The 18,837-nt window shown below is 61.8% G+C and carries 20 protein-coding genes; 6 read left to right on the top strand and 14 right to left on the bottom strand.

Going from position 1 to position 18,837, the window contains the following annotated elements; genetic code table 11:
• Positions 1-58 precede the first annotated feature (58 nt).
• Both ELH03_RS19590 and ftsE read right to left on the bottom strand, forming a co-directional pair.
• Positions 59-1,072 carry a cell division protein FtsX gene (locus tag ELH03_RS19590; protein ID WP_128410680.1) on the bottom strand — a complete coding sequence of 338 codons (1,014 nt, stop codon included), beginning with the start codon at positions 1,070-1,072 and terminating at the stop codon, positions 59-61.
• Positions 1,065-1,724 (bottom strand): cell division ATP-binding protein FtsE, encoded by a 660-nt coding sequence (ftsE, locus tag ELH03_RS19585; protein ID WP_003543317.1) that lies wholly within the window; start codon positions 1,722-1,724, stop codon positions 1,065-1,067. The genes ELH03_RS19590 and ftsE overlap by 8 nt, the downstream gene beginning before the upstream one ends.
• A 205-nt stretch (positions 1,725-1,929) precedes the next feature.
• On the opposite strand from ftsE, the gene ELH03_RS19580 reads away from it, so the two are divergent.
• The 3 genes from ELH03_RS19580 (at position 1,930) to ELH03_RS19570 (ending at position 3,838) form a co-directional block, all read left to right on the top strand.
• Positions 1,930-2,583: a hypothetical protein gene (locus ELH03_RS19580; RefSeq protein ID WP_128404969.1), complete on the top strand. Its 654-nt coding sequence runs from the start codon at positions 1,930-1,932 to the stop codon at positions 2,581-2,583.
• Between the two features lie 132 nt (positions 2,584-2,715).
• On the top strand, positions 2,716-3,258 hold the full coding sequence (hpt, locus tag ELH03_RS19575; protein WP_130806777.1) for a hypoxanthine phosphoribosyltransferase: 543 nt from the start codon (positions 2,716-2,718) through the stop codon (positions 3,256-3,258).
• Between the two features lie 220 nt (positions 3,259-3,478).
• Positions 3,479-3,838: a response regulator gene (locus ELH03_RS19570; protein ID WP_003543311.1), complete on the top strand. Its 360-nt coding sequence runs from the start codon at positions 3,479-3,481 to the stop codon at positions 3,836-3,838.
• A gap of 145 nt (positions 3,839-3,983) precedes the next feature.
• Here the strand turns inward: ELH03_RS19570 and ELH03_RS19565 are convergent, their stop codons facing one another.
• The 4 genes from ELH03_RS19565 to argH form a co-directional block, all read right to left on the bottom strand.
• Positions 3,984-6,638, bottom strand: a complete 2,655-nt coding sequence (locus ELH03_RS19565) for a TIGR02302 family protein (RefSeq protein WP_128410679.1) — start codon at positions 6,636-6,638, stop codon at positions 3,984-3,986.
• 369 nt (positions 6,639-7,007) lie between these two features.
• Positions 7,008-8,276, bottom strand: a complete 1,269-nt coding sequence (lysA, locus tag ELH03_RS19560; RefSeq protein ID WP_128404934.1) for a diaminopimelate decarboxylase — start codon at positions 8,274-8,276, stop codon at positions 7,008-7,010.
• An 11-nt stretch (positions 8,277-8,287) separates the two neighbouring features.
• The gene (lptM, locus tag ELH03_RS19555; protein ID WP_128404933.1) at positions 8,288-8,482 is read right to left on the bottom strand and encodes an LPS translocon maturation chaperone LptM; all 195 of its coding nucleotides are present in this window, start codon (positions 8,480-8,482) and stop codon (positions 8,288-8,290) included.
• Between the two features lie 153 nt (positions 8,483-8,635).
• Positions 8,636-10,039, bottom strand: coding sequence for an argininosuccinate lyase (gene argH / locus ELH03_RS19550; RefSeq protein ID WP_128404932.1), 1,404 nt, complete (start codon positions 10,037-10,039; stop codon positions 8,636-8,638).
• A gap of 40 nt (positions 10,040-10,079) precedes the next feature.
• Here argH and tlpA point away from each other — a divergent pair, with 40 nt between their 5' ends.
• Positions 10,080-10,742 carry a thiol:disulfide interchange protein TlpA gene (gene tlpA / locus ELH03_RS19545; protein WP_128404931.1) on the top strand — a complete coding sequence of 221 codons (663 nt, stop codon included), beginning with the start codon at positions 10,080-10,082 and terminating at the stop codon, positions 10,740-10,742.
• A gap of 53 nt (positions 10,743-10,795) precedes the next feature.
• Here the strand turns inward: tlpA and ELH03_RS19540 are convergent, their stop codons facing one another.
• The 7 genes from ELH03_RS19540 to ELH03_RS19505 form a co-directional block, all read right to left on the bottom strand.
• Positions 10,796-11,677, bottom strand: coding sequence for a 3-hydroxybutyryl-CoA dehydrogenase (locus ELH03_RS19540; protein WP_003543296.1), 882 nt, complete (start codon positions 11,675-11,677; stop codon positions 10,796-10,798).
• Positions 11,678-11,825: 148 nt separating this feature from the next.
• Positions 11,826-12,755, bottom strand: coding sequence for an electron transfer flavoprotein subunit alpha/FixB family protein (locus ELH03_RS19535; RefSeq protein WP_130766591.1), 930 nt, complete (start codon positions 12,753-12,755; stop codon positions 11,826-11,828).
• A gap of 25 nt (positions 12,756-12,780) precedes the next feature.
• Complete coding sequence (locus ELH03_RS19530; RefSeq protein ID WP_028734415.1) at positions 12,781-13,530, bottom strand: electron transfer flavoprotein subunit beta/FixA family protein; 750 nt, start codon at positions 13,528-13,530, stop codon at positions 12,781-12,783.
• 185 nt (positions 13,531-13,715) lie between these two features.
• Entirely contained in the window at positions 13,716-14,501 is a 786-nt protein-coding gene (locus tag ELH03_RS19520) for a rhomboid family intramembrane serine protease (RefSeq protein WP_128403879.1), read from the bottom strand.
• A gap of 33 nt (positions 14,502-14,534) precedes the next feature.
• Entirely contained in the window at positions 14,535-15,113 is a 579-nt protein-coding gene (locus tag ELH03_RS19515; protein WP_130766590.1) for a cob(I)yrinic acid a,c-diamide adenosyltransferase, read from the bottom strand.
• 21 nt (positions 15,114-15,134) lie between these two features.
• Complete coding sequence (locus ELH03_RS19510) at positions 15,135-15,338, bottom strand: twin transmembrane helix small protein (protein ID WP_018243774.1); 204 nt, start codon at positions 15,336-15,338, stop codon at positions 15,135-15,137.
• 18 nt (positions 15,339-15,356) lie between these two features.
• Complete coding sequence (locus tag ELH03_RS19505) at positions 15,357-16,190, bottom strand: SDR family oxidoreductase (protein WP_128403881.1); 834 nt, start codon at positions 16,188-16,190, stop codon at positions 15,357-15,359.
• A gap of 76 nt (positions 16,191-16,266) precedes the next feature.
• Here ELH03_RS19505 and ELH03_RS19500 point away from each other — a divergent pair, with 76 nt between their 5' ends.
• Positions 16,267-17,190, top strand: a complete 924-nt coding sequence (locus ELH03_RS19500; protein WP_027682666.1) for a YihY/virulence factor BrkB family protein — start codon at positions 16,267-16,269, stop codon at positions 17,188-17,190.
• Here the strand turns inward: ELH03_RS19500 and gluQRS are convergent.
• Positions 17,155-18,036: a tRNA glutamyl-Q(34) synthetase GluQRS gene (gene gluQRS / locus ELH03_RS19495; protein WP_128410914.1), complete on the bottom strand. Its 882-nt coding sequence runs from the start codon at positions 18,034-18,036 to the stop codon at positions 17,155-17,157. The genes ELH03_RS19500 and gluQRS overlap by 36 nt on opposite strands.
• Between gluQRS and ELH03_RS19490 the strand changes: the two genes are divergently transcribed.
• Positions 18,035-18,727 (top strand): DNA-3-methyladenine glycosylase family protein, encoded by a 693-nt coding sequence (locus ELH03_RS19490; RefSeq protein WP_128403909.1) that lies wholly within the window; start codon positions 18,035-18,037, stop codon positions 18,725-18,727. The genes gluQRS and ELH03_RS19490 overlap by 2 nt on opposite strands.
• Positions 18,728-18,837 lie beyond the last annotated feature (110 nt).

Genomic DNA, 18,837 nt, shown 5'->3' with positions numbered 1-18,837 from the left:
TTATACGCTGATTGCGGCGCGGAACAGACGCTTTCATGGCAAAACGGCACGGTCACGATCAACTTCCGATGCCGTCGGTGCGTGTCGGGTCCGAGCGTAGTGTATCGATTTCGTAGATCGTCCGCATGACGGTCAGCCGCGCGGTGAAGGTGGTGAGGAGCGCGATGACGATCATCGTCGCGAAGATGCCGGCATAACCGAGCACGCCGACGGAGAAGGTGCCGAAGAGCGCGGTCGCCTGGTCCGTTTCCGGGGTGGCGAGGGTGCGGCTTTGCCAGAAACCGGCGGTGGCAAAGAAGAGAGCGGCAAGCGCGCTGCCGATCGCCGAGCCCTTGAGGCTGATCTTCAGGAAATGCTTCTGGAATTCGGTGGCGACGAAGGAGCTTTCGGCGCCGACGAAATGCAGCACTTCGACGACGTGACGATTGCCCGACAACGCGCCGCGCGTGGCGAAGACGACGGTGAGCACCATCGCCGTGAAAACCAGGAGCAGGATGCCGGTGCCGATCATCACAGTCGTGTGCGCCATGGATACCAGCCGGTCGACCCAGGTGCGGTGATCATCGAGGGTGGCCTGCGGGATACTGTCCTTGAGCAGCGCCCGCATCGAATCGAAATCCGGCGGATTGCTCTCGTCGATAGTAATGATGACCAGGCGAGGAACGGGCAGATCCTTGAGATCGAGACCGGGGCCGAGCCAGGGTTCGAGCAGGCGAGCGGTCGCCGCCTCGTCGACGATCTGGCCGCTCTTGGTGCCGACGAAGGTCAGCGCCAGGTCGCGCGCCTGCGTCAGCGCCTTCTCCATGTCGAAATTGTCGTCCGGCTTGATCTGAATGGTGATCTCGCGGGAGATCTGGCTCTCCCAGCTTGCCGCCGTCGAGCGCACCATGCTGACGCCGCCGAGCGTCAGGCAGGCGAGAAAGGCCATGATTGAGATCACCACCATCAACGCACTGCCCTGGATATTGGAAGGCGGCAGGATCGGCGCGGTCGGACGCACGCGCAATTCCGGCCGCTTCTGCTGGATCTTGGCAGACGTCTTCTCGGGGTTTCTGGACGGGGGCTCAGTCATAGATATCGAGATGCCCCTCTGAGAGGATCATGCGGCGGGCTTCCACCTGTTCCATCAGTGCCAGGTCATGGGTGGCGATTACGACCGCCGTGCCAAGGCGGTTCAGCTCGAGGAAAAGATTGAGCAGGCGCTTGGCCATCGGCGGATCGACATTGCCTGTGGGTTCATCGGCCAGCAGCACTTCCGGCCGGTCCATCAGCGCCCGGGCGATTGCGGCGCGCTGCTTCTCGCCACCGGAGAGCACGGGCGGCAGCACATTGATGCGTTCGCCAAGGCCGACCCATTTCAAGAGTTCCAGGACGTCGGTCTTGTAGGAGCTCTCATCCTTGCCACGTACCCGTAAGGGCAAAGCGACATTCTCATAGGTTGTGAGATGGTCGAGGAGGCGGAAATCCTGGAAGACAATGCCGACGCGGCGGCGCAGAAGCGGCAGTTCGGGGCGGGGGATCTCGGAAATGTCGCGCCCGAACATGCGGATCAGGCCGCGTGTCGGCTGCAGCGACATGAAGAGCATCCGCAGCAGCGACGTCTTGCCGGCGCCCGATGGGCCGGTCAGGAACTGAAAGGATTTCTTCGGAATGTCGAAGGTCAGGTCCCGGAGGATTTCCGGGCCCATGCCATAGCGCAAACCGACATTCTCGAAGTGGATCAACGGGCAGCTCAGTCTGTTGTGGGTTTCACCGCACGACTTGTTAACCAACACCGTTAACAGCCGGTAAATTTTGCTGGAAAGACGCCCGTTTGATGGCGATCTTTGCGAAGCATTAACCATTAAAATTTACGACTGAGCAGGATTCGTTTCAATGCCAGATTTCTCCTGGCAACGAAACCATGTGGACATCTGCGAGGCAGCCACCATGGAAGCACCCTCCTTCAGTCGCCGGACGCCGGGCCAGGCCTATGATTTCCTGCCGCCGGAACCCGCCAACCGCCAGTACCGCTCGGCGCGTCCTGCCGATATCTCCGACGCTGAATTCGTCACGCTCGGCAAAGTTCGGCCCAGGGAATTCAGTGCAAGGACTTATAACGACAACCGCAAGCGCATGGCCGCCGCACAGGCCGCGCAGCCGCCGCTCATGCCGGCGATAGCTGCTTCCGTTCTGCGGACGGTGGAATCCTGGCTGCAGCGCGCGTCGATGCGGAGCTTTGCAGCGCTGGTGCTGGTGCTCGTCGTGCTCGTCTTCGGGCTTGCTGGTGGTTTTTCCGGCCTTTCCGGCGAGCGAGCCACTTCCGGAGCGCCGCTGCATTTCACCCATGTCACGGTAACGCCGCGTGATGCGAACGGCATGCGCGTTCTCGTCATCAACGGCATCATCGAAAACGAGAGTGGCACGACGCAGACGGTGCATCCGATCCGTGCCGATCTCGTGACCGACGAACGGCTGACCGCCAGCATCGTCATCAACCCGCCGGCGGATGTGATCTATAGCGGCCAGAGCCGGGGCTTCTCGGCTCGCGTCCAGCATGCTGGCGGAAAAATGCCGGAGGTCCGACTTTCCTTCCTGCCATGATGTAACAGGACATGGAATGGCCGACTTTCCCGCCACAGGTCGCCCAATCCCGTTAATTTCATAGCCGACGAGGCTGTTTCAGGCTCGCATATGTGCTAACGGCTTACCCTTCTTTTCATGGAGCAAGCCCTTATGCCTGTCGTGCGCGGAAAAAACATCGAGCCGCTCTTCACCGCCGAGCAGATCGCCGAGCGCAATCATTCGATGGCGCGGGAGATCGCCAATGGCCCGACCAAGGACCTGCTCGTCATCGCCGTTCTGAAGGGCTCCTTCATCTTCGCCGCCGACCTGATCCGCGCCCTGCATGATAGCGGGCTTGCCCCTGAGGTCGAGTTCATCACCCTGTCGAGTTACGGCATCGGCACGGTTTCGCAGGGCGTGCGCATCGTCAAGGATATCGACAGCGACGTGCATGGCCGCGACGTCCTGCTGATCGATGATATCCTGGAATCCGGCCGGACGCTGCTGTTTGCCAAGGAACTGCTCTTCGAGCGCGGTGCGCGCAACGTCACGATCGCCGTGCTGCTCGACAAGCGCGTCAAGCGCAAGGAAAAGCTGGAGGCCGACTATGTCGGCTTCGAATGCCCCGATTATTTTGTCGTGGGCTACGGCATGGATGTCGCCTATGCCTTTCGCGAACTGCCCTTCGTCGGCGTGGTGACCGAGGACGCCTGAGCGACTGCATAAGTCCTTAAATTCAATTCGATTTAAGGATCAAATTGTCTAGCGGTTCAAAGTGTCACAGCGTCCTTTGCGCGTCTGAAAGACGCGCGGGCGCTGTACTGCCTTTCGAGACGGGTTGTTAACCATCTCGTCCATCGCTTCCTCATCTTTACCGATCGAAAAGGAAAGTCTGGTGATTTCCGTCGCGGGGCTGATACGGAGCGATGCACATATGGCAAGAATTCTGATTACGGAAGACGAGGACTCCCTGCGGTCCTTCGTGGCCCGGGCCCTGCGGCTTGATGGCCACGAGACCGATGAGGCGGCCGATGGGGCCGAGGGCTTGGAGAAGCTCAAAGACGGGGTCTACGATCTGCTGCTTTCAGATATCCGCATGCCCGTGATGGACGGCATTGAACTCGCCCATCAGGCAAAAGACGCTTTTCCTGGTTTGAAAATCCTGCTGATGACCGGCTATGCCGAACAGCGCGAACGGGCCGACGATCTTGCCGAAAAGATCATCGACGTCGTCGCCAAGCCATTCGCGCTTCCCGATATCCGCAAGGCAGTCGCCCGGGCGCTCGTCGCTTAGAGCATGATGCCGAAAGGTGTGAGCGGTCGTCGGACGACATGGTGCTCACCTTCCTTGATTGAGATCCAGATTTAGATTTTAGGTCGATCCGACCTAAAATCATTCTGTTAGAGCGACTGCGATCCATTGTGCGGTGGCGTAGGACCTACTGGATGTCCAGCAGCCGCTCGAGATAGCGCCGTTCCATTTCCTGCGGTGGATTGTTACCGAGCTTTTCGCGGATCGCGTCAAGGATTTCTCGCGCCCGCTGAACGTCGATTTCGTCAGGCACCTTCACGCTGTTGTCGCCGAAATCCGGCCCTTGGGTCCGGCGCGGTCGGCCGAGTGGGTCGCGGCCGTTCTGGTCTCCTTGACCCACCTGGCCATTCGGACCTTGACCCTGCTGGCCCTGCTGCGCCTGCATCATCTGGTTCATCATGTCGCGGGCGCCCTGGCGAAGCGCTTCCAGCGCGCGGCCCTGGCCCTCGACCGCGGGTTGGCCGCGGCCCTGGCCGAGTTCACGGCCGGCGCCTTCCATTTCCCGCTGCGCCTGGCCAAAGCCGGGGCCAGGCTTCATGCCCATCTCGCCGAGGCTCTTCTGCAATTCGCCGAGCTGCTTGCCCAGCGCATCCTGCTGGGCGCGCAGCTGTTTCAGCGCCTCGCGCAGCTGCTCGGCCGTCATCTGGTCGGAGGGCTGCTGTCCATCCTTGCCTTGCTGGCCCTGCTGCTGATCCTGCGGCTCGCCGTTCTCTCCGGGGTTCATCTCGTCGAGCAGCGGATCGTTCTCGCCCATGTCGGGCTCGCCGCGCTGCATGCGGTCCCTGAGTTGCTGGTCGAGCCGGAAGGTCTGCTCCATCAGCTTTTGCTGGTCGCGCAGGATCTCGCCGAGCTTGTCGATCTGCTTGCGGGCCTCGCTGTTTTCCTGGCTCTGCTGGCCGCGCTGCGGACGGCCTGCCTGCAGGTTGTTCATCATCCGCTGCAATTCCGACAGCATCTGCTGGGCGGCGTCACGATTGCCGGAGCGGGCGAGATTCTCGATCTGGTCCATCATCCGTTCCAGATCCTGCTGACGCAAGATATTCTGCGCGTTCTGGTTCGGCTGCATCGGCGCGTTCTGCATGCGTTGGGCGAGCTCGGTCATATAGTCCTGCATCGCCTTACGCAGCTCATCCATGAGCTTCTTGATCTCCGCGTCCGGAGCGTTGCGATCCAACGCGTCGGCAAGGTTCTGCTGGGCCTCGCGCAGCTTGCGCTCGGCCAGCGAAAGATCGCCGTCCTCCATGCCGAGGGCGATCTCCCAGAGATATTGGGCCGTATCCTTCAGCGCATCCTCGCCCCTTGCAAGTTTCATGCGCGTCAAGGCGGATTCCAAGAGCAGATAGTTGGTGAGTTTGGGGATTGTCTCCTCGGGACGGATGGTCAGCGCCTCGTTCAGCGCGATCGCCTGCGGCATCTTGCGCGTATCGAGCGCGAAAACCTGCCGCTCCTCGGCGACGGCCGCGGCAAGCGGCTCGTTGAAGGGCCGCGACGGCAGCACCATCTCATGCGGCGGGCTGCGGCCGGTCTGGCCGGCGGCATCCTTGGCGACGAGCGTGATGCGCACGCGCTTGCCGGCAAGCGGATGTTCCGTCAGGTTCCTGCTGGTCACGCCCTTGGCGTCGCGGGCGTTGCGGCGGGGAATATCCAGCCGGTATTCCGGCAGCGGATAGAGCGGCGTTGCCGTCGGATCGGTGTCGACGGGAACGATCTCCGCATGCGCCTCCTGGACCCCGTAATCGTCCTTGACGGTGAAGGCGATTTCAAGCGCGCCGTTGACGCTGCGCTTCGGCAAGCCATCGAAGGCAATCTCTGGCGCCTTGTCAGGGAGCACGTCGAAGCTCCAGCGCCGGCCGTTGACCTCGAGTGCACCGTTCTCCTGGAGCTTCATCATATGCGTCTGCGCGACGAGAGCCTGGCTGGCAGGTGCCGCCGTCTGCTGCTCGCTGCCAGATGCCGCCGTCTGCTGCGGTTTGGTATCCGCCTGCACGGCGATATCCTGTGCCTCGCCGTTCGCCTTGCGGAACACGACTTTTTCGGCAGTCTTTCCGCCGCTGACCCGTACTGTAAGGCCCGAAAACTGCGGAATGCCGATCGGCGCCTGCTCGCTGCCGTCAGCCGTCAGATAGATCGGGGCGCGGCCGGTATAGGAAGGCGGCGTCACCCAGGCGTCGATGCGCACCGCCGGATCGCTGACCACTTGCTCGGGTGCCGCCTGCAATGCGTCGCGGATCGAGCCGCCGTTGATCGACAGCGAATAACCGAAGGCCGTGACGAGCAGCAGTGCCGGGACGGCGCGCAGCGCGAAACGGTCATGCGCGGCGATATCAGGCCGCGGCAGTCCGGCATCGAGTGCTGCGATCTTTTCGGCCATGCGCGTCTGGTGCTCGCGCCAGAGCGCTCGGGCGAAGGGCGTGTCGAAGGCCGGCTCGTCTTCCTGGACGGTGACCGGCTGGTGCGGCAGGCCGTTGCGCTCCTCCAGCATGCGGTCGGCTTCTGCGACTTTCGGCCAGCGCAGGGTGCGGAAGGGGACAAGCGAGACGAGAAAAGCACCGGCAAAAGCGATGAGCAGCAGGATGCGCAGCCAGTCCGGCACGCTACGGAAGAGACCGAACCAGGAGGCGGAGAGATAAAAGGCGATAACGGATAGTACCGGCATCAGAGGCGGCAGCAGCTGCTCGAAAAAGAGCACGATGCGCGCTAGCAGGCGTTTCGTCGTCACCAGCCGGGCAAGCGAGGGCCGGAACGCAAATGCACCTTTCTTCTGCCTCGAGGGGCTTGTCATCGGTCCGGTCTCCGCGATCTGGCGTTCTGGAACAGAGGGCGCTTCCGGCGATTGCAGGGCAATACGCTCATGAACGAAAGGATAACACTCTTTGTGGCGAAGGCGAGGGCGAGCGGCCGGTAATACCGGCTTTTCACGCCTATTCGCCAAAAAGTGATGGCAACTCAAAGCGCGTCGCGATGTTTCAGCTTGCTTCGCGCGCTTTAAGTCTTTGTTTTACGTATGTCGTGATCGCAACACCGCTGCGCACTTTTGCGCAACATGCTTTAGAGCGCCGTGCGTCCTTTCGGACGCACCAAGGACGCTCTAACTCTTTCAATCCTCGCATCGTGCTTTCCGAAAATCGATTCCGATTTTCGGGCCGATGCGCTAGTCGAGCCAAGCCGGAACGGAGTCGAGGCTGATCAGTTCGGCATAGGTTCTGCGCGGCCGAATCGTATGGAAATCGCTGCCCCTGACCAGAACTTCGGGCACCAGCAGGCGGCTGTTATAAGTGCCGGCCTGGACCGCGCCATAGGCGCCGGCAGTGCTGACGGCCATCAGGTCGCCGGGCTTCGGCATCGCCATCTCGCGGTCGAGCGCCAGATAATCGCCGGTCTCGCAGACGGGGCCGACGACATCGGCGCGGATGCGGGGCGCGTTTGCCGCCGAAATCGTCACTGGGCGGATCTCGTGATAGGCCTCGTAGAGCGTCGGGCGGATGAGATCGTTCATCGCGCCGTCGACGATGACAAAGGTCTTTTCGCCGCCATCCTTCACATAGAGGACCTCGGTCACGAGGATGCCGGCATTGCCGACGATCAGGCGGCCGGGCTCGGTGATGATCTTGCAGTTTAGGCCGCGCAGCTGGTTCTTGACGATTGCCGCATAGGCGTCCGGCAGCGGCGGCGGATTGTTGTCGTCCTTGTAGGGGATGCCGAGGCCGCCGCCGATATCGACGTGGTGGATGGTATGGCCGTCGGCGCGGAGCGTCGCGACAAGGTCGTGCAACAGCTTGAAGGCGTCGTCGAAGGGCTGCAGTTCTGTGATCTGGCTGCCAATATGCATATCGATGCCGGTGACCTCGATGCCCGGCAGCCTGGCGGCATGGGCATAGATGGCGCGGGCGCGCTCCCAGGAGATGCCGAACTTGTTTTCCTTCTTGCCGGTCGAGATCTTGGAATGCGTCTTCGCATCGACGTCAGGGTTGATGCGGAAGGAGACCGGGGCTTTCTTGCCCGCGCTGATGGCGCGCTGATTGAGGATCTCGAGTTCAGGCTCGGATTCGACGTTGAAGCAGTAGATGCCGGCCTCAAGCGCGAAATCCATCTCGGACGGCGTCTTGCCGACACCTGAAAACATGATGCGGCTCGCCGGAATATCGGCGGCAAGCGCGCGGCGCAGCTCGCCTTCCGAGACGACATCGATGCCGGCGCCGAGGCGGCCCAGAGTCTTCAGCACCGCCTGGTTCGAATTCGCCTTCATCGCATAGCAGACCATGGAGTCCATGTCGGCGAAGGCTTCCGAAAAGACGCGGTAGTGACGCTCCAAGGTGGCGGTGGAATAGACGTAGAAAGGTGTGCCGACCGCCTTGGCGATCTCGGGAACGGGAACGTTCTCGGCATGAAGGACGCCGTCACGGTACTCGAAATGGTTCACGGGCTTGTGCCTTAAAGAAGGGGATCGAGAAGGAAGGGCTTGTCGACGGTTCCCGGCTGTTTCGTCGGCTTGGACACGTCGCCTTCCTTGGTTGCCGCAGCGCTCGGCGGATCGAGGTCGCCCTTGCGCCCGCATCCGGCAACGGCAAGGCCGATGACGGCGACAATCGCCGTCAGGCGGATGAGATGCGGCAAGCTCTTCTGCATGGAAATCCTCTTCTGCAGCCTATGATGGCATCATTCATACCGAATGATGGAGATCTTCATAGCGAAGTTTATCCGCCTTGTGCACCCTGATTGTTGGACGGTCTTTCCGCCTGCAGGAAGGGCGCGGCGGCTTTTCGTCACGCCAAGTATCTCTTAGTTGCGCGCGCGCCAGAAGGCGATCTGCCTGCGCACTTCGGACGGCGCCGTGCCGCCGAAGCTCTTGCGGCTTGCGACCGAGGCCTCGACGGTCAGCACATCATAGACCTTGTCGGTGATGTCGGGATGGATCGCCTGCAGATCGGAGAGCGGCAGTTCGGCAAGGTCGCAGCCCTTGCTTTCGGCGAGTGCTACGGCGCGGCCGGTCACGTGATGGGCGTCGCGGAAAGGCAGGCCTGCTTCGCGCACCAGCCAGTCGGCAAGATCGGTCGCCGTCGAATAGCCGGAGCCGGCCGCCGCCTTCATGCGCGCGGTGTTGACGGTCATGTCGCGCACCATGCCGGTCATGGCAGCGATTGCCAGTTCCAGGCTCTCGGCTGCGTCAAAGACCTGTTCCTTGTCTTCCTGCATGTCCTTGGAATAGGCGAGCGGCAGACCCTTCATGATCGTCAGCAACGCCACCAGCGAGCCGTTGATGCGGCCGGTCTTGGCGCGCACCAGTTCGGCAGCATCCGGGTTCTTCTTCTGCGGCATGATCGACGAGCCGGTCGAGAAGGCGTCTGAGAGACGTACGAATCCGAATTGCGGGGTCGACCAGATGACGATCTCTTCCGCCAGACGCGACAGGTGCATGCCCGCAATCGCCGCGATCGACAGGAATTCGATGGCGAAATCGCGGTCGGAGACGGTATCGATGGAGTTGCGGGTCGGCTCGCGGAAACCGAGCGCCTTGGCCGTCATGTGGCGGTCGATCGGATAGCCGGTGCCGGCAAGGGCGGCGGCACCGATCGGGCTTTCATCCAGATGCTCGATGGCGTGGCGCACACGCGAGCGATCACGGCCGAACATTTCGACATAGGCCATGCAGTGATGGCCGAAGGTAACGGGCTGGGCGGTCTGCAGATGGGTGAAGCCCGGCATGACGCTTTCGGCATGTTCTTCGGCGCGGTCGAGGAAGGCCGCGATCAGGCCAGTCAGCATCTGCTCGGTCTTCTGCAGCTCTTCCTTCACCCAGAGACGGAAGTCGAGCGCCACCTGATCATTGCGCGAGCGGGCGGTGTGCAACCGGCCGGCCGCCGGTCCGATCAGCGTCGCCAGGCGTGCCTCGACATTCATGTGGATGTCTTCGAGCTGACGCGAGAATTCGAAATTGCCGCTTTCGATTTCTGACAGGATCGTGTTTAGCCCGTGAACGATCTTGTCCTTATCTTCGGCGGAAATGATCCCCTGATGGGCGAGCATCGTCGCATGGGCAATCGAACCGCGGATATCCTGCGCGAATAGCTTCTTGTCGAAACCGATCGAGGCATTTATCTCCTCCATGATCGCGTCCGGGCCGGAGGCGAAGCGACCGCCCCACATCTGGTTGGAGGATTTGGTGTCCGTGGTGTCGTCGGCCATGAAGGTGTCCGCCTTGAGGATGCATGTCCAGGAGAATGAAATGACGACAAGAAAACCCCTCGGGCTGCCATCCCTGAAATGGATCGCGATGGCCGCCGTTGCGGGTGTCGTTGCCGGTGCGGCAGCGGTATACGTGAAGGAGACGGGGATTGGCAATGGCGGCGGCGAAACGGCGTCGGCCGAATGCAAGCTTGCCAAGGATCGCGTCGCCAGCGTCACACCGCTGATGAAAGGGCAGGTGGCCGCCATGGTCGCCGCCTATGAGCCACGGAAACTGACCGCAGTCTCCTTCAACGGGCCGGATGGCAAGCCGCTGACGCTCGATCATTTCGCCGGCAAGACCGTGCTTCTCAATCTCTGGGCCACGTGGTGCGTTCCCTGCCGCGAGGAGATGCCGGCGCTGAACGCGCTTGAGAAGGAGATGGGCAGCGACAGGTTCCAGGTCGTGCCGGTCAATATCGACACCGGCGACGACGAGAAGCCGAAGACTTTCCTTGCGGAGATCGGCGTCGATGCGCTGCAGCTCTATCGCGACAATACGATTTCGGTGTTCAACAGCCTGAAAAAAGAGGGCCTCGCCATGGGGCTGCCGGTGACGCTGTTGATCGATGACAAGGGATGCCTGATTTCGGCGATGAACGGGCCGGCTGCCTGGGACAGCGAGGATGCCAAGGCTTTGATCAAGGGCGCGATCGGGTCGTAGGGCCGCGAACGGCCAACCCTCCTGCATGAAAATAGTGCTTCGAGCACAGGTGTTTACCGCGTCGGGACCGGTACTTCACCGCGATAGTCATAGAAGCCGCGGCCGGACTTGCGTCCGAGCCAGCCGGCTTCGACATATTTTACCAGCAGCGGGCAGGGACGATATTTCGAATCTGCCAGGCCGTCATGCAGCACTTGCATGATCGAGAGGCAGGTGTCGAGGCCGATGAAATCGGCAAGCTGCAGCGGTCCCATTGGATGGTTGGCGCCGAGCTTCATCGCCGTATCGATGGCGTCGACCGTGCCGACGCCCTCATAGAGCGTGTAAATCGCTTCGTTGATCATCGGCAGCAGGATGCGGTTGACGATGAAGGCCGGGAAATCCTCGGCGACGGTGATGGTCTTTTCCAGCGTTCCGACGAATTCCTTGGCGGCGGAAAAGGTCTTCTCGTCGGTCGCGATGCCGCGCACCAGTTCAACCAGCTTCATCACCGGCACCGGGTTCATGAAATGTATGCCCATGAAGCGCTCGGGGCGGTCGGTGGCGGCAGCAAGCCGGGTGATGGAAAGGGAAGAGGTGTTGGTGGCAAGCAGTGCTTCCGGCTTCAGGACCGGACAGACCTGCGTATAGATCTTGCGCTTGACCGTTTCATCCTCGGTGGCGGCCTCGATGACGAGATCGGAGGGGGCGAGATCATTGACATCGGACGAGCCTGTGATGAGCGACAAGGTCGACTTGCGCTCCTCTTCGGTCATCTTGCCGTTCGTCACCAGGCGGGCCAGGTTGCCGTTGATGGTGGCAAGGCCAGATTCGATGCGGTCCTGCGAGAGATCGTAGATGTGAACCCTGTAACCTGCGGCGGCCGAAACATGCGCGATGCCGCAGCCCATCTGACCGGCACCGATAATACCAATATTCTTCAACACCGCATTCATCTCCAAACCCCCGCACGGCATTCGCCCCCGCGCCGCCGCATTTTTCTAGCAATACTGCCGGACGAAGGATCGCCCGGCAGCAGTAGTAGCCCGATAAAAGATAATTTTCCAGTCATTCGCAAGTGCGAAAGAAAAGCATTTGGCGCGGTCAGAGCGCCTTTTGCAATTCCGGCAGGGCGTCGAAGAGATCGGCGACCAATCCGTAGTCGGCGACCTGGAAGATCGGCGCCTCCTCGTCCTTGTTGATGGCGACGATGACCTTCGAATCCTTCATGCCGGCCAGATGCTGGATGGCGCCTGAAATGCCGCAGGCAATGTAAAGCTGCGGCGCCACCACCTTGCCGGTCTGGCCGACCTGCCAGTCGTTCGGCGCATAGCCGGCATCGACAGCGGCACGCGATGCGCCGACGGCGGCACCGAGCTTATCGGCGAGCGGCAGGATGACCTCCCTGAACTTCTCGGCAGAACCGAGCGCGCGGCCGCCGGAGATGATGATCTTCGCAGACGTCAGTTCCGGACGGTCGGAGGCCGACAGCGCGTCCCTGACGAAGGTCGACAACCCCGGATCGGAAACCGCCGGGATCGCCTCGACAGCGGCCGAGCCTCCTTCCGGTGCAGAGGCAAAGGATGCGGTGCGCACGGTGATCACCTTCTTGGCATCGGTCGCCTGCACCGTCTGGATGGCATTGCCGGCATAGATCGGCCGCTTGAAGGTATCTGAGGAAATTACCTCGATGATCTCCGAGACCTGGGCGACATCGAGGAGGGCGGCCACCCGCGGCAGCACGTTCTTGCCGACCGAGGTGGCAGCCGAGATGATCGTGTCGTAGCTTCCCGCCAGCGAGACGATCAGGTCGGCCAGCGGTTCGGCCAGATTGTTGGCGAGTTCGTCGCTTTCGGCCAGCAGCACCTTGGAGACGCCGGCAAGCTTGGCGGCGGCATCGGCAGCAGGCTTGGCAGCCTTGCCGGCAACCAGCACATGCACGTCGCCGCCAATCTTGGATGCAGCCGTCAGCGTCTTGGCGGTCTGGTCGGACAGGCTTGCATTGTCGTGGTCAGCCAGAAGAAGAATGGTCATGATGATGGTTCCTGTTCCAAGCTGATTACAGCACGCCGGCTTCGTTTTTGAGCTTGTCGATGAGTTCGGCGACCGACTTGACCTTGACGCCGGCCTTGCGGCCCGACGGCTCCTCGGTCTTCAAGACCTTGAGGCGCGGTGTGGTCGAGACACCGAAGTCGCTCGGCGTCTTCTTGTCGAGCGGCTTCTTCTTCGCCTTCATGATGTTCGGCAGCGAGGCATAGCGCGGTTCGTTCAAGCGCAGATCGGTGGTGACGACCGCCGGCAGCTTGATCTCGATCGTCTGCAGGCCGCCATCGACTTCACGGGTCACTTGAGCCTTGCCATCACCGATCTCGATCTTCGAGGCGAAGGTCGCTTGGGGCATGCCCAGCAGTGCCGCCAGCATCTGGCCGGTCTGGTTCGAATCGTCATCGATCGCCTGCTTGCCGACGATGATCAGACCGGGCTGTTCGACGTCCGCCACAGCCTTGAGGATCTTGGCAACCGTGAGCGGCTCTACAGCATCGTCGGTCTCGACCAGGATCGCCCGGTCGGCGCCCATCGCAAGTGCGGTCCGCAGCGTCTCCTCGGCCTTGGCAGGACCGATCGAGACGACCACCACTTCCTCGCACCTGCCGGCTTCCTTCAGCCGCAGCGCCTCTTCCACCGAGATCTCGTCGAACGGGTTCATCGACATCTTCACATTGGCAAGCTCGACACCCGTGCCATCCGGCTTCACCCGGATCTTCACGTTGTAGTCGACAACCCGTTTGACTGGGACGAGTATCTTCATGGGGTCCTTCCTTCAGGAGAAACTGGCTTCAGAGGCTTTTTAGAAAATGCGCGCTTGGGCGCCGCTCCGATTGTCGAATGGCGACATGGATACGCGTTTTTCCTCCAAATTCAACGCTTGCATGACGCCGGCAGGCAATTTGCCTCGGCAATATATGGACGTTTACGTTCACGTCAATATTGTCGTCAGCGGCGGCCCCAAGGAAATCGCTGTGCCGTCCGCCCGCCCGTGCCGGCTGCGATGGCCGGGCCGGCGCCTGGGTCGTTTCTGACGGCGCGGGGCGTGACGATCTGCCGGTCGAAGAGCGGCACACCAGGCCGGCGCAACACGAGGATCAGAAAAGCCCCGGCCAGGATGCCGCCGACATGCGCGCCCCAGGAAACGTCGCCGTCAGGTGCGATCGCCAGCATGAAAAACTGCTGCCCGATCCACAGAAGCAGCGGCACGAAGGCCGGCAGGGGCAACGGCACACGGAAAAACACCAGCACCCAGACCCGGACGCGCGGATGCAGCATGACATAGGCGGCAACAACGCCGGAGACCGCCCCCGATGCGCCGACCAACGGTGCTTCCGAGGTCATGGTCAGCAGGCCGTGGCAGAGCGCACCGGCGGCGGCGCAAACGAGATAGAAAATCAGGAAGCGCAGATGTCCCATCGCATCCTCGACATTGTCGCCGAAGACCCAGAGGAAGATCATGTTGCCGGCCAAATGCCAGAAGCCGGTGTGGACGAAGGCATAGGTGAGGTAGGTCAACGGTTCCGGCACGATTTCAAGTCCCTGCGCCAGCATCGCATGGCCGAAGGCAATCGCCGGGATATAGCCGAGCCCGACGGTCGTCGCCTGGGCTGCCTGTTCGCTCTCCAGGCTGGTCAAAAGCCAGACCGCAATATTCAGCGCGATCAGTGCGAGCGTCACCCACTGAACCTTGATATGTTTCAGCGTATTGGCGTCGTGAAGTGGTATGAACATAAAGGCGCCCCGGCGATCGTGAACGCGGCAAGCCTATCTGTTTTTTCCCGGAACCCAAAGTACATCCGCATGGCCCTGATCATTTGCATAACGCGCGGCGACGAAGAGGAAATCGGAGAGGCGGTTGACGTATTTCATCGCCGGCTCGCCGACGATTTCGCCGTGGGTGCGGGCAAGCGCCACCATCAAACGCTCGGCGCGCCGCGCAATCGTGCGGGCGAGATGAAGATGTGCTGCAGCCGGGCTGCCACCTGGCAGGATGAAGGATTTCAGCGGCTCGAGATCGGCGTTCAGCTGGTCGATATCGTGCTCGACGCGGTCGACCTGCGTCTCGGCGATCCGCAGCGGCTCGTAGGCCGGTGGCTCACCGGTGTCAGGGGTGGCGAGATCGGCGCCGAGATCGAAGAGATCGTTCTGGATCGACATCAGCATGGCGTCGAGTTCAGGCAAGCCAGCCGTGTGCAGCCGCGCCAGGCCGATCGCGGAATTGGCCTCATCGATCGTGCCGTAGGCCTCGACGCGCAGATCGCCCTTTAGCCGGCGCGGGCCGGAAACCAGCCCGGTCGTGCCGTCATCGCCTGTTTTCGTGTAGATCTTGTTGAGCTTGACCATGGTTTCCCCCTTGAAGTCCGGTCAGGTCGGGCGGCCACCGCCGGTCAGCCAGAGCGTCAACATGATCAGGACGACGGCGATCGCCTGCAACAGGACACGAAGCTGCATCAGCTTGTTGGAACGGTTGGCATCGCCGCCCTTCATCATGTTGAAGAGACCGCGGATCAGGACGAGGGCGACGACGCCCATGACGATGATCGCGAGGATATAAGTGACTGTGGACATGGCGTTCAGCTTTCTCAGTCAGTCCGTCCAGCGCATCAGGCGGTAGAAGAGGTCTGCCGGAAGCAGCCGCTTCAGGAACATGCCCTGCTTAGCCGGAGTCGTTACAGGATAATGTGGCCTCGGATTTTTCGAGTTCAATGCGTGTTTCAATACGGAATAGACCGCTTCCGGGCCGAGTTTATGGCGGTTGACCGGCCCCGATCCGTCGAGCCTTGCCAGTTGACTGATATAGTCGCCCGCGTGCGGCGAATTCTCGAGGTCGATATGCTCCTTGATCTTGGCGAGCGCATTGGCGGTGAACCGCGTGGCGATCGGTCCCGGCTCGATCAGGCTGACATGGATGCCACTGCCCTGCAGCTCCATGCGCAGGGTGATGCTGAGACCTTCGAGCGCGAATTTGGAAGCGGTGTAAGCGCCGCGATAGCGATAGGGGACGATGCCGAGGATCGACGAGCATTGCACGATCCTCCCCTCTCCGCGTTTACGCATCGGCGGAATGATCTGCCGCGTCAGCTCGTGCCAGCCGAAGAAATTCGCCTCGAACTGTGCGCGCAGCGTTGCCGTCGACAGATCCTCGACGGCGCCCGGCTGGCCGTAGGCGCCGTTGTTGAAGAGCGCGTCGATACGACCGCTGCTGCGTTCCAGAACTGCGCCGACCAGCTCGGAAATCGTCTCGGTCCTGGCATAGTCCATCAGGAAGGCTTCGATGCCTTCCGCTTCCAACCCCTTGAGATCGTCCGGCTTGCGCACTGTCGCGAAGACGCGCCAGCCATCGGCTTTCAGCGCCCGTGCGCAATGAGCGCCGATACCGGACGAACATCCGGTCACGACGATGGTGCGCTGCTCCGCCATGGAATGATTCCTGTACAAAATGGGACTCGTTTCCCATATTCGGCCAGAGGATACAATCTGGAAAGCCGGAGACGGAATGCTGAAGGTGCTACGCACGATCTACGACGTGGTCTATGACGCCATCTGTCACATGGTCGAAGACGACGGCTTCGCCATGGCAAGTCACGTAGCGTTGTCGAGCCTGCTTGCGGTTTTTCCCTTCCTGATCTTCGGCACGGCGCTTGCAAACTTCCTCGGCGCCGATCAGTTTTCCTCGACCGCCATCCACCTGATCTTCGACACCTGGCCCGAGGCGATCGCCAAGCCGCTCGCCGACCAGGTACTGCAGGTGCTGACCATTCCACGCGGCGGGCTGCTGACGATCTCGGTGCTGGCGGCCGCCTATTTCGCCTCGAACGGCGTCGAGGCGCTGCGCATCTCGCTCAACCGCGCCTACCGGGTGCAGGAGACGCGGCCCTGGTATTTCACGCGTCTCGCCAGCCTGGGCTACGTGCTGATCGCGGTCATCATCTTCGCGGCAATCAGCATCCTGCTCGTCGCCCTGCCGCTGGCACTCGATTATGCCAGGAAGTGGTTTCCGCTGTTTGCCGATACGCTCGACATCGTCTTCAGCTGGCGCATCTACGGCACGCTGGTGGTTCTGACGGTCGGACTGCTGGTCATGCATCTCTGGCTGCCAGCCGGCAAGCGGCGGGTCTTCGACGTCATTCCCGGCGTGCTGCTGACGCTGCTTCTCTGGCTCGCCGGCGCGCTGATCTTTGCCTATTACCTGGTGACCTTCGCCAACTATACGGCAACCTATGCCGGTCTCGCCTCTGTCATGATCGTGCTGATCTTCCTCTACATGGTCGGCGTCATCTTCATCATCGGCGCGGAGATCAATGCGGCGCTGATCAAGTTCCGCGTCTTCCGGATGTTCTCCCACACGCTTTCGATCGTCGGCAGAGAGCGTGTCGAAAGGCAATCAGAGCCCGACAAGGCGGCGAATATCCGCCCCTGACATGCCCCGGGCACGCAATTCGCCAAGCCCGCTGTCGCCTTGGCTTTTCGAAAGCTTGCGGCCGTCGGCGTCGAGAACGAGACGATGATGGTGATAGACCGGCTGCGGCAGGCCGAGCAGCACCTGCAACAGCCGGTGCACCGATGTCGCGTGGAAGAGGTCGAGCCCACGCACGACGTGGGTGACGCCCTGCAGCGCATCGTCAATGGCCACCGACAGATGATAGCTCGATGGCGCATCCGAGCGCGACAGGATGACATCGCCCCAGACGTCGGGCTCGGCGGCGATCTCACCTGTCCTGCCGTCGCCGGTTTCCGTCCAGAACAGCAGCTCGCCGATCAGGTCGAGCGCTTTGCGCATATCGAGCCGCCAGGCATGTTTCTTTCCCGAGGTCAGCATGTCCCGCCATTCGTCTGCCGGACGCTCGCGGTCATTTGCGGGATAATGCGGAGTGCCGTCGGGATCCCGCGGCCAGGGTTCCCCCGCCGCCTCGTAGGCAGTGACACGCGCCTTCACCTCGCCGCGCGTCAGAAAGGCCGGATAGACCAGCCCGCGCTCGATCAGCGTGTGCAGCGCCGCCTGATATTCGGGGAAATGTTCCGACTGCCGCCGCACCGGGTTTTCCCAACTGATATCAAGCCATTCGAGATCCCTATGGATGCCGGCCTCGAACTCAGGTGTGCAGCGCGCCTGGTCGATATCCTCGATGCGCAGCAGCAGGCGGCCTTGTTCGGCCTCCGCCATGTCGCGGTTCAGCAGGGCCGAGAGCGCATGTCCGAGATGCAGCGGTCCGTTGGGGCTCGGCGCAAAACGGAAGACGGGTTTTTGACGCTCACTCGTGGTCATGCTTTCTTCTGCCATGGATTCGGTTTTTGAACCACTGCGAGGCAAAGTGCAGATCATCCGCAACGAAGACGATGTCAGGCAGGGGCTCGAAGCGCTGCTTCGCCTCGATCCGCGCCTTGCGCCGATCGTCGCGGAGGCCGGGCCTATTCCGCTGCGGTTGCGCGAGCCCGGCTTTGCCGGCCTTGCCCATATCATCGTCTCGCAGATGGTGTCGCGCGCCAGCGCCGACGCGATCTGGCGGCGCATGCTGCCGGAGGACGGTTCGCTGACGGCCGAAGGTTACGCACTGCTTCACGCCGAGGCCTGGCGCGAATTCGGCCTGTCGCGCGCCAAGGCCGAGACGCTGTCGCGGATCGCCGACGCGGTCGCCTCCGGCCGCCTCGATCTCTCCGGACTCTGCCTGAAGCCGCCGGGCGAGGCGCTTGGCGAACTCACGGCGTTGAAGGGTGTCGGGCCGTGGACGGCAGAGGTCTATCTGATGTTTTGCGGCGGCCATGCCGATGTTTTCCCGGCCGGCGATGTCGCGCTGCAGAATGCCGTGGGGGCGGCATTCGGTCTTGCAGCACGGCCGCAGGCGAAGGCGCTTGCTGAGCTTTCGGAAGTCTGGTCGCCGTGGCGCTCGGTGGCGGCACGGCTTTTCTGGGCCTACTACGCCACGAAGATGCGCCGTGACATGGTGCCGATCGGCTGATCGGCAACACTCTTCAAATTGCCTTTATCCTCTGAATTTATTGGACTTCACAATCCTGTAACAACCGGCCTAATATACAGGTGCAGATGCCGAATCGATCAGGAGAGTCC

Origin of the sequence: Rhizobium beringeri (assembly GCF_004306515.1) — a bacterium.
GTDB lineage: Bacteria > Pseudomonadota > Alphaproteobacteria > Rhizobiales > Rhizobiaceae > Rhizobium > Rhizobium beringeri.
This window is presented reverse-complemented; position numbering and strand designations above follow the sequence as displayed.

What these genes read in the sequence shown, in the direction of transcription:
- ELH03_RS19565 (WP_128410679.1), bottom strand. Translation starts at nt 6,638, where the DNA reads ATGACAAGCCCCTCGAGGCAGAAGAAAGGTGCATTTGCGTTCCGGCCC.
- lptM (WP_128404933.1), bottom strand. Translation starts at nt 8,482, where the DNA reads ATGCAGAAGAGCTTGCCGCATCTCATCCGCCTGACGGCGATTGTCGCC.
- tlpA (WP_128404931.1), top strand. Translation starts at nt 10,080, where the DNA reads ATGACGACAAGAAAACCCCTCGGGCTGCCATCCCTGAAATGGATCGCG.
- ELH03_RS19500 (WP_027682666.1), top strand. Translation starts at nt 16,267, where the DNA reads ATGCTGAAGGTGCTACGCACGATCTACGACGTGGTCTATGACGCCATC.
- ELH03_RS19540 (WP_003543296.1), bottom strand. Translation starts at nt 11,677, where the DNA reads ATGAATGCGGTGTTGAAGAATATTGGTATTATCGGTGCCGGTCAGATG.
- ELH03_RS19580 (WP_128404969.1), top strand. Translation starts at nt 1,930, where the DNA reads ATGGAAGCACCCTCCTTCAGTCGCCGGACGCCGGGCCAGGCCTATGAT.
- ELH03_RS19515 (WP_130766590.1), bottom strand. Translation starts at nt 15,113, where the DNA reads ATGGTCAAGCTCAACAAGATCTACACGAAAACAGGCGATGACGGCACG.
- hpt (WP_130806777.1), top strand. Translation starts at nt 2,716, where the DNA reads ATGCCTGTCGTGCGCGGAAAAAACATCGAGCCGCTCTTCACCGCCGAG.
- ELH03_RS19590 (WP_128410680.1), bottom strand. Translation starts at nt 1,072, where the DNA reads ATGACTGAGCCCCCGTCCAGAAACCCCGAGAAGACGTCTGCCAAGATC.
- ELH03_RS19510 (WP_018243774.1), bottom strand. Translation starts at nt 15,338, where the DNA reads ATGTCCACAGTCACTTATATCCTCGCGATCATCGTCATGGGCGTCGTC.
- ELH03_RS19505 (WP_128403881.1), bottom strand. Translation starts at nt 16,190, where the DNA reads ATGGCGGAGCAGCGCACCATCGTCGTGACCGGATGTTCGTCCGGTATC.
- ELH03_RS19570 (WP_003543311.1), top strand. Translation starts at nt 3,479, where the DNA reads ATGGCAAGAATTCTGATTACGGAAGACGAGGACTCCCTGCGGTCCTTC.
- ELH03_RS19490 (WP_128403909.1), top strand. Translation starts at nt 18,035, where the DNA reads ATGCTTTCTTCTGCCATGGATTCGGTTTTTGAACCACTGCGAGGCAAA.
- ELH03_RS19535 (WP_130766591.1), bottom strand. Translation starts at nt 12,755, where the DNA reads ATGACCATTCTTCTTCTGGCTGACCACGACAATGCAAGCCTGTCCGAC.
- ELH03_RS19530 (WP_028734415.1), bottom strand. Translation starts at nt 13,530, where the DNA reads ATGAAGATACTCGTCCCAGTCAAACGGGTTGTCGACTACAACGTGAAG.
- ELH03_RS19520 (WP_128403879.1), bottom strand. Translation starts at nt 14,501, where the DNA reads ATGTTCATACCACTTCACGACGCCAATACGCTGAAACATATCAAGGTT.
- gluQRS (WP_128410914.1), bottom strand. Translation starts at nt 18,036, where the DNA reads ATGACCACGAGTGAGCGTCAAAAACCCGTCTTCCGTTTTGCGCCGAGC.
- argH (WP_128404932.1), bottom strand. Translation starts at nt 10,039, where the DNA reads ATGGCCGACGACACCACGGACACCAAATCCTCCAACCAGATGTGGGGC.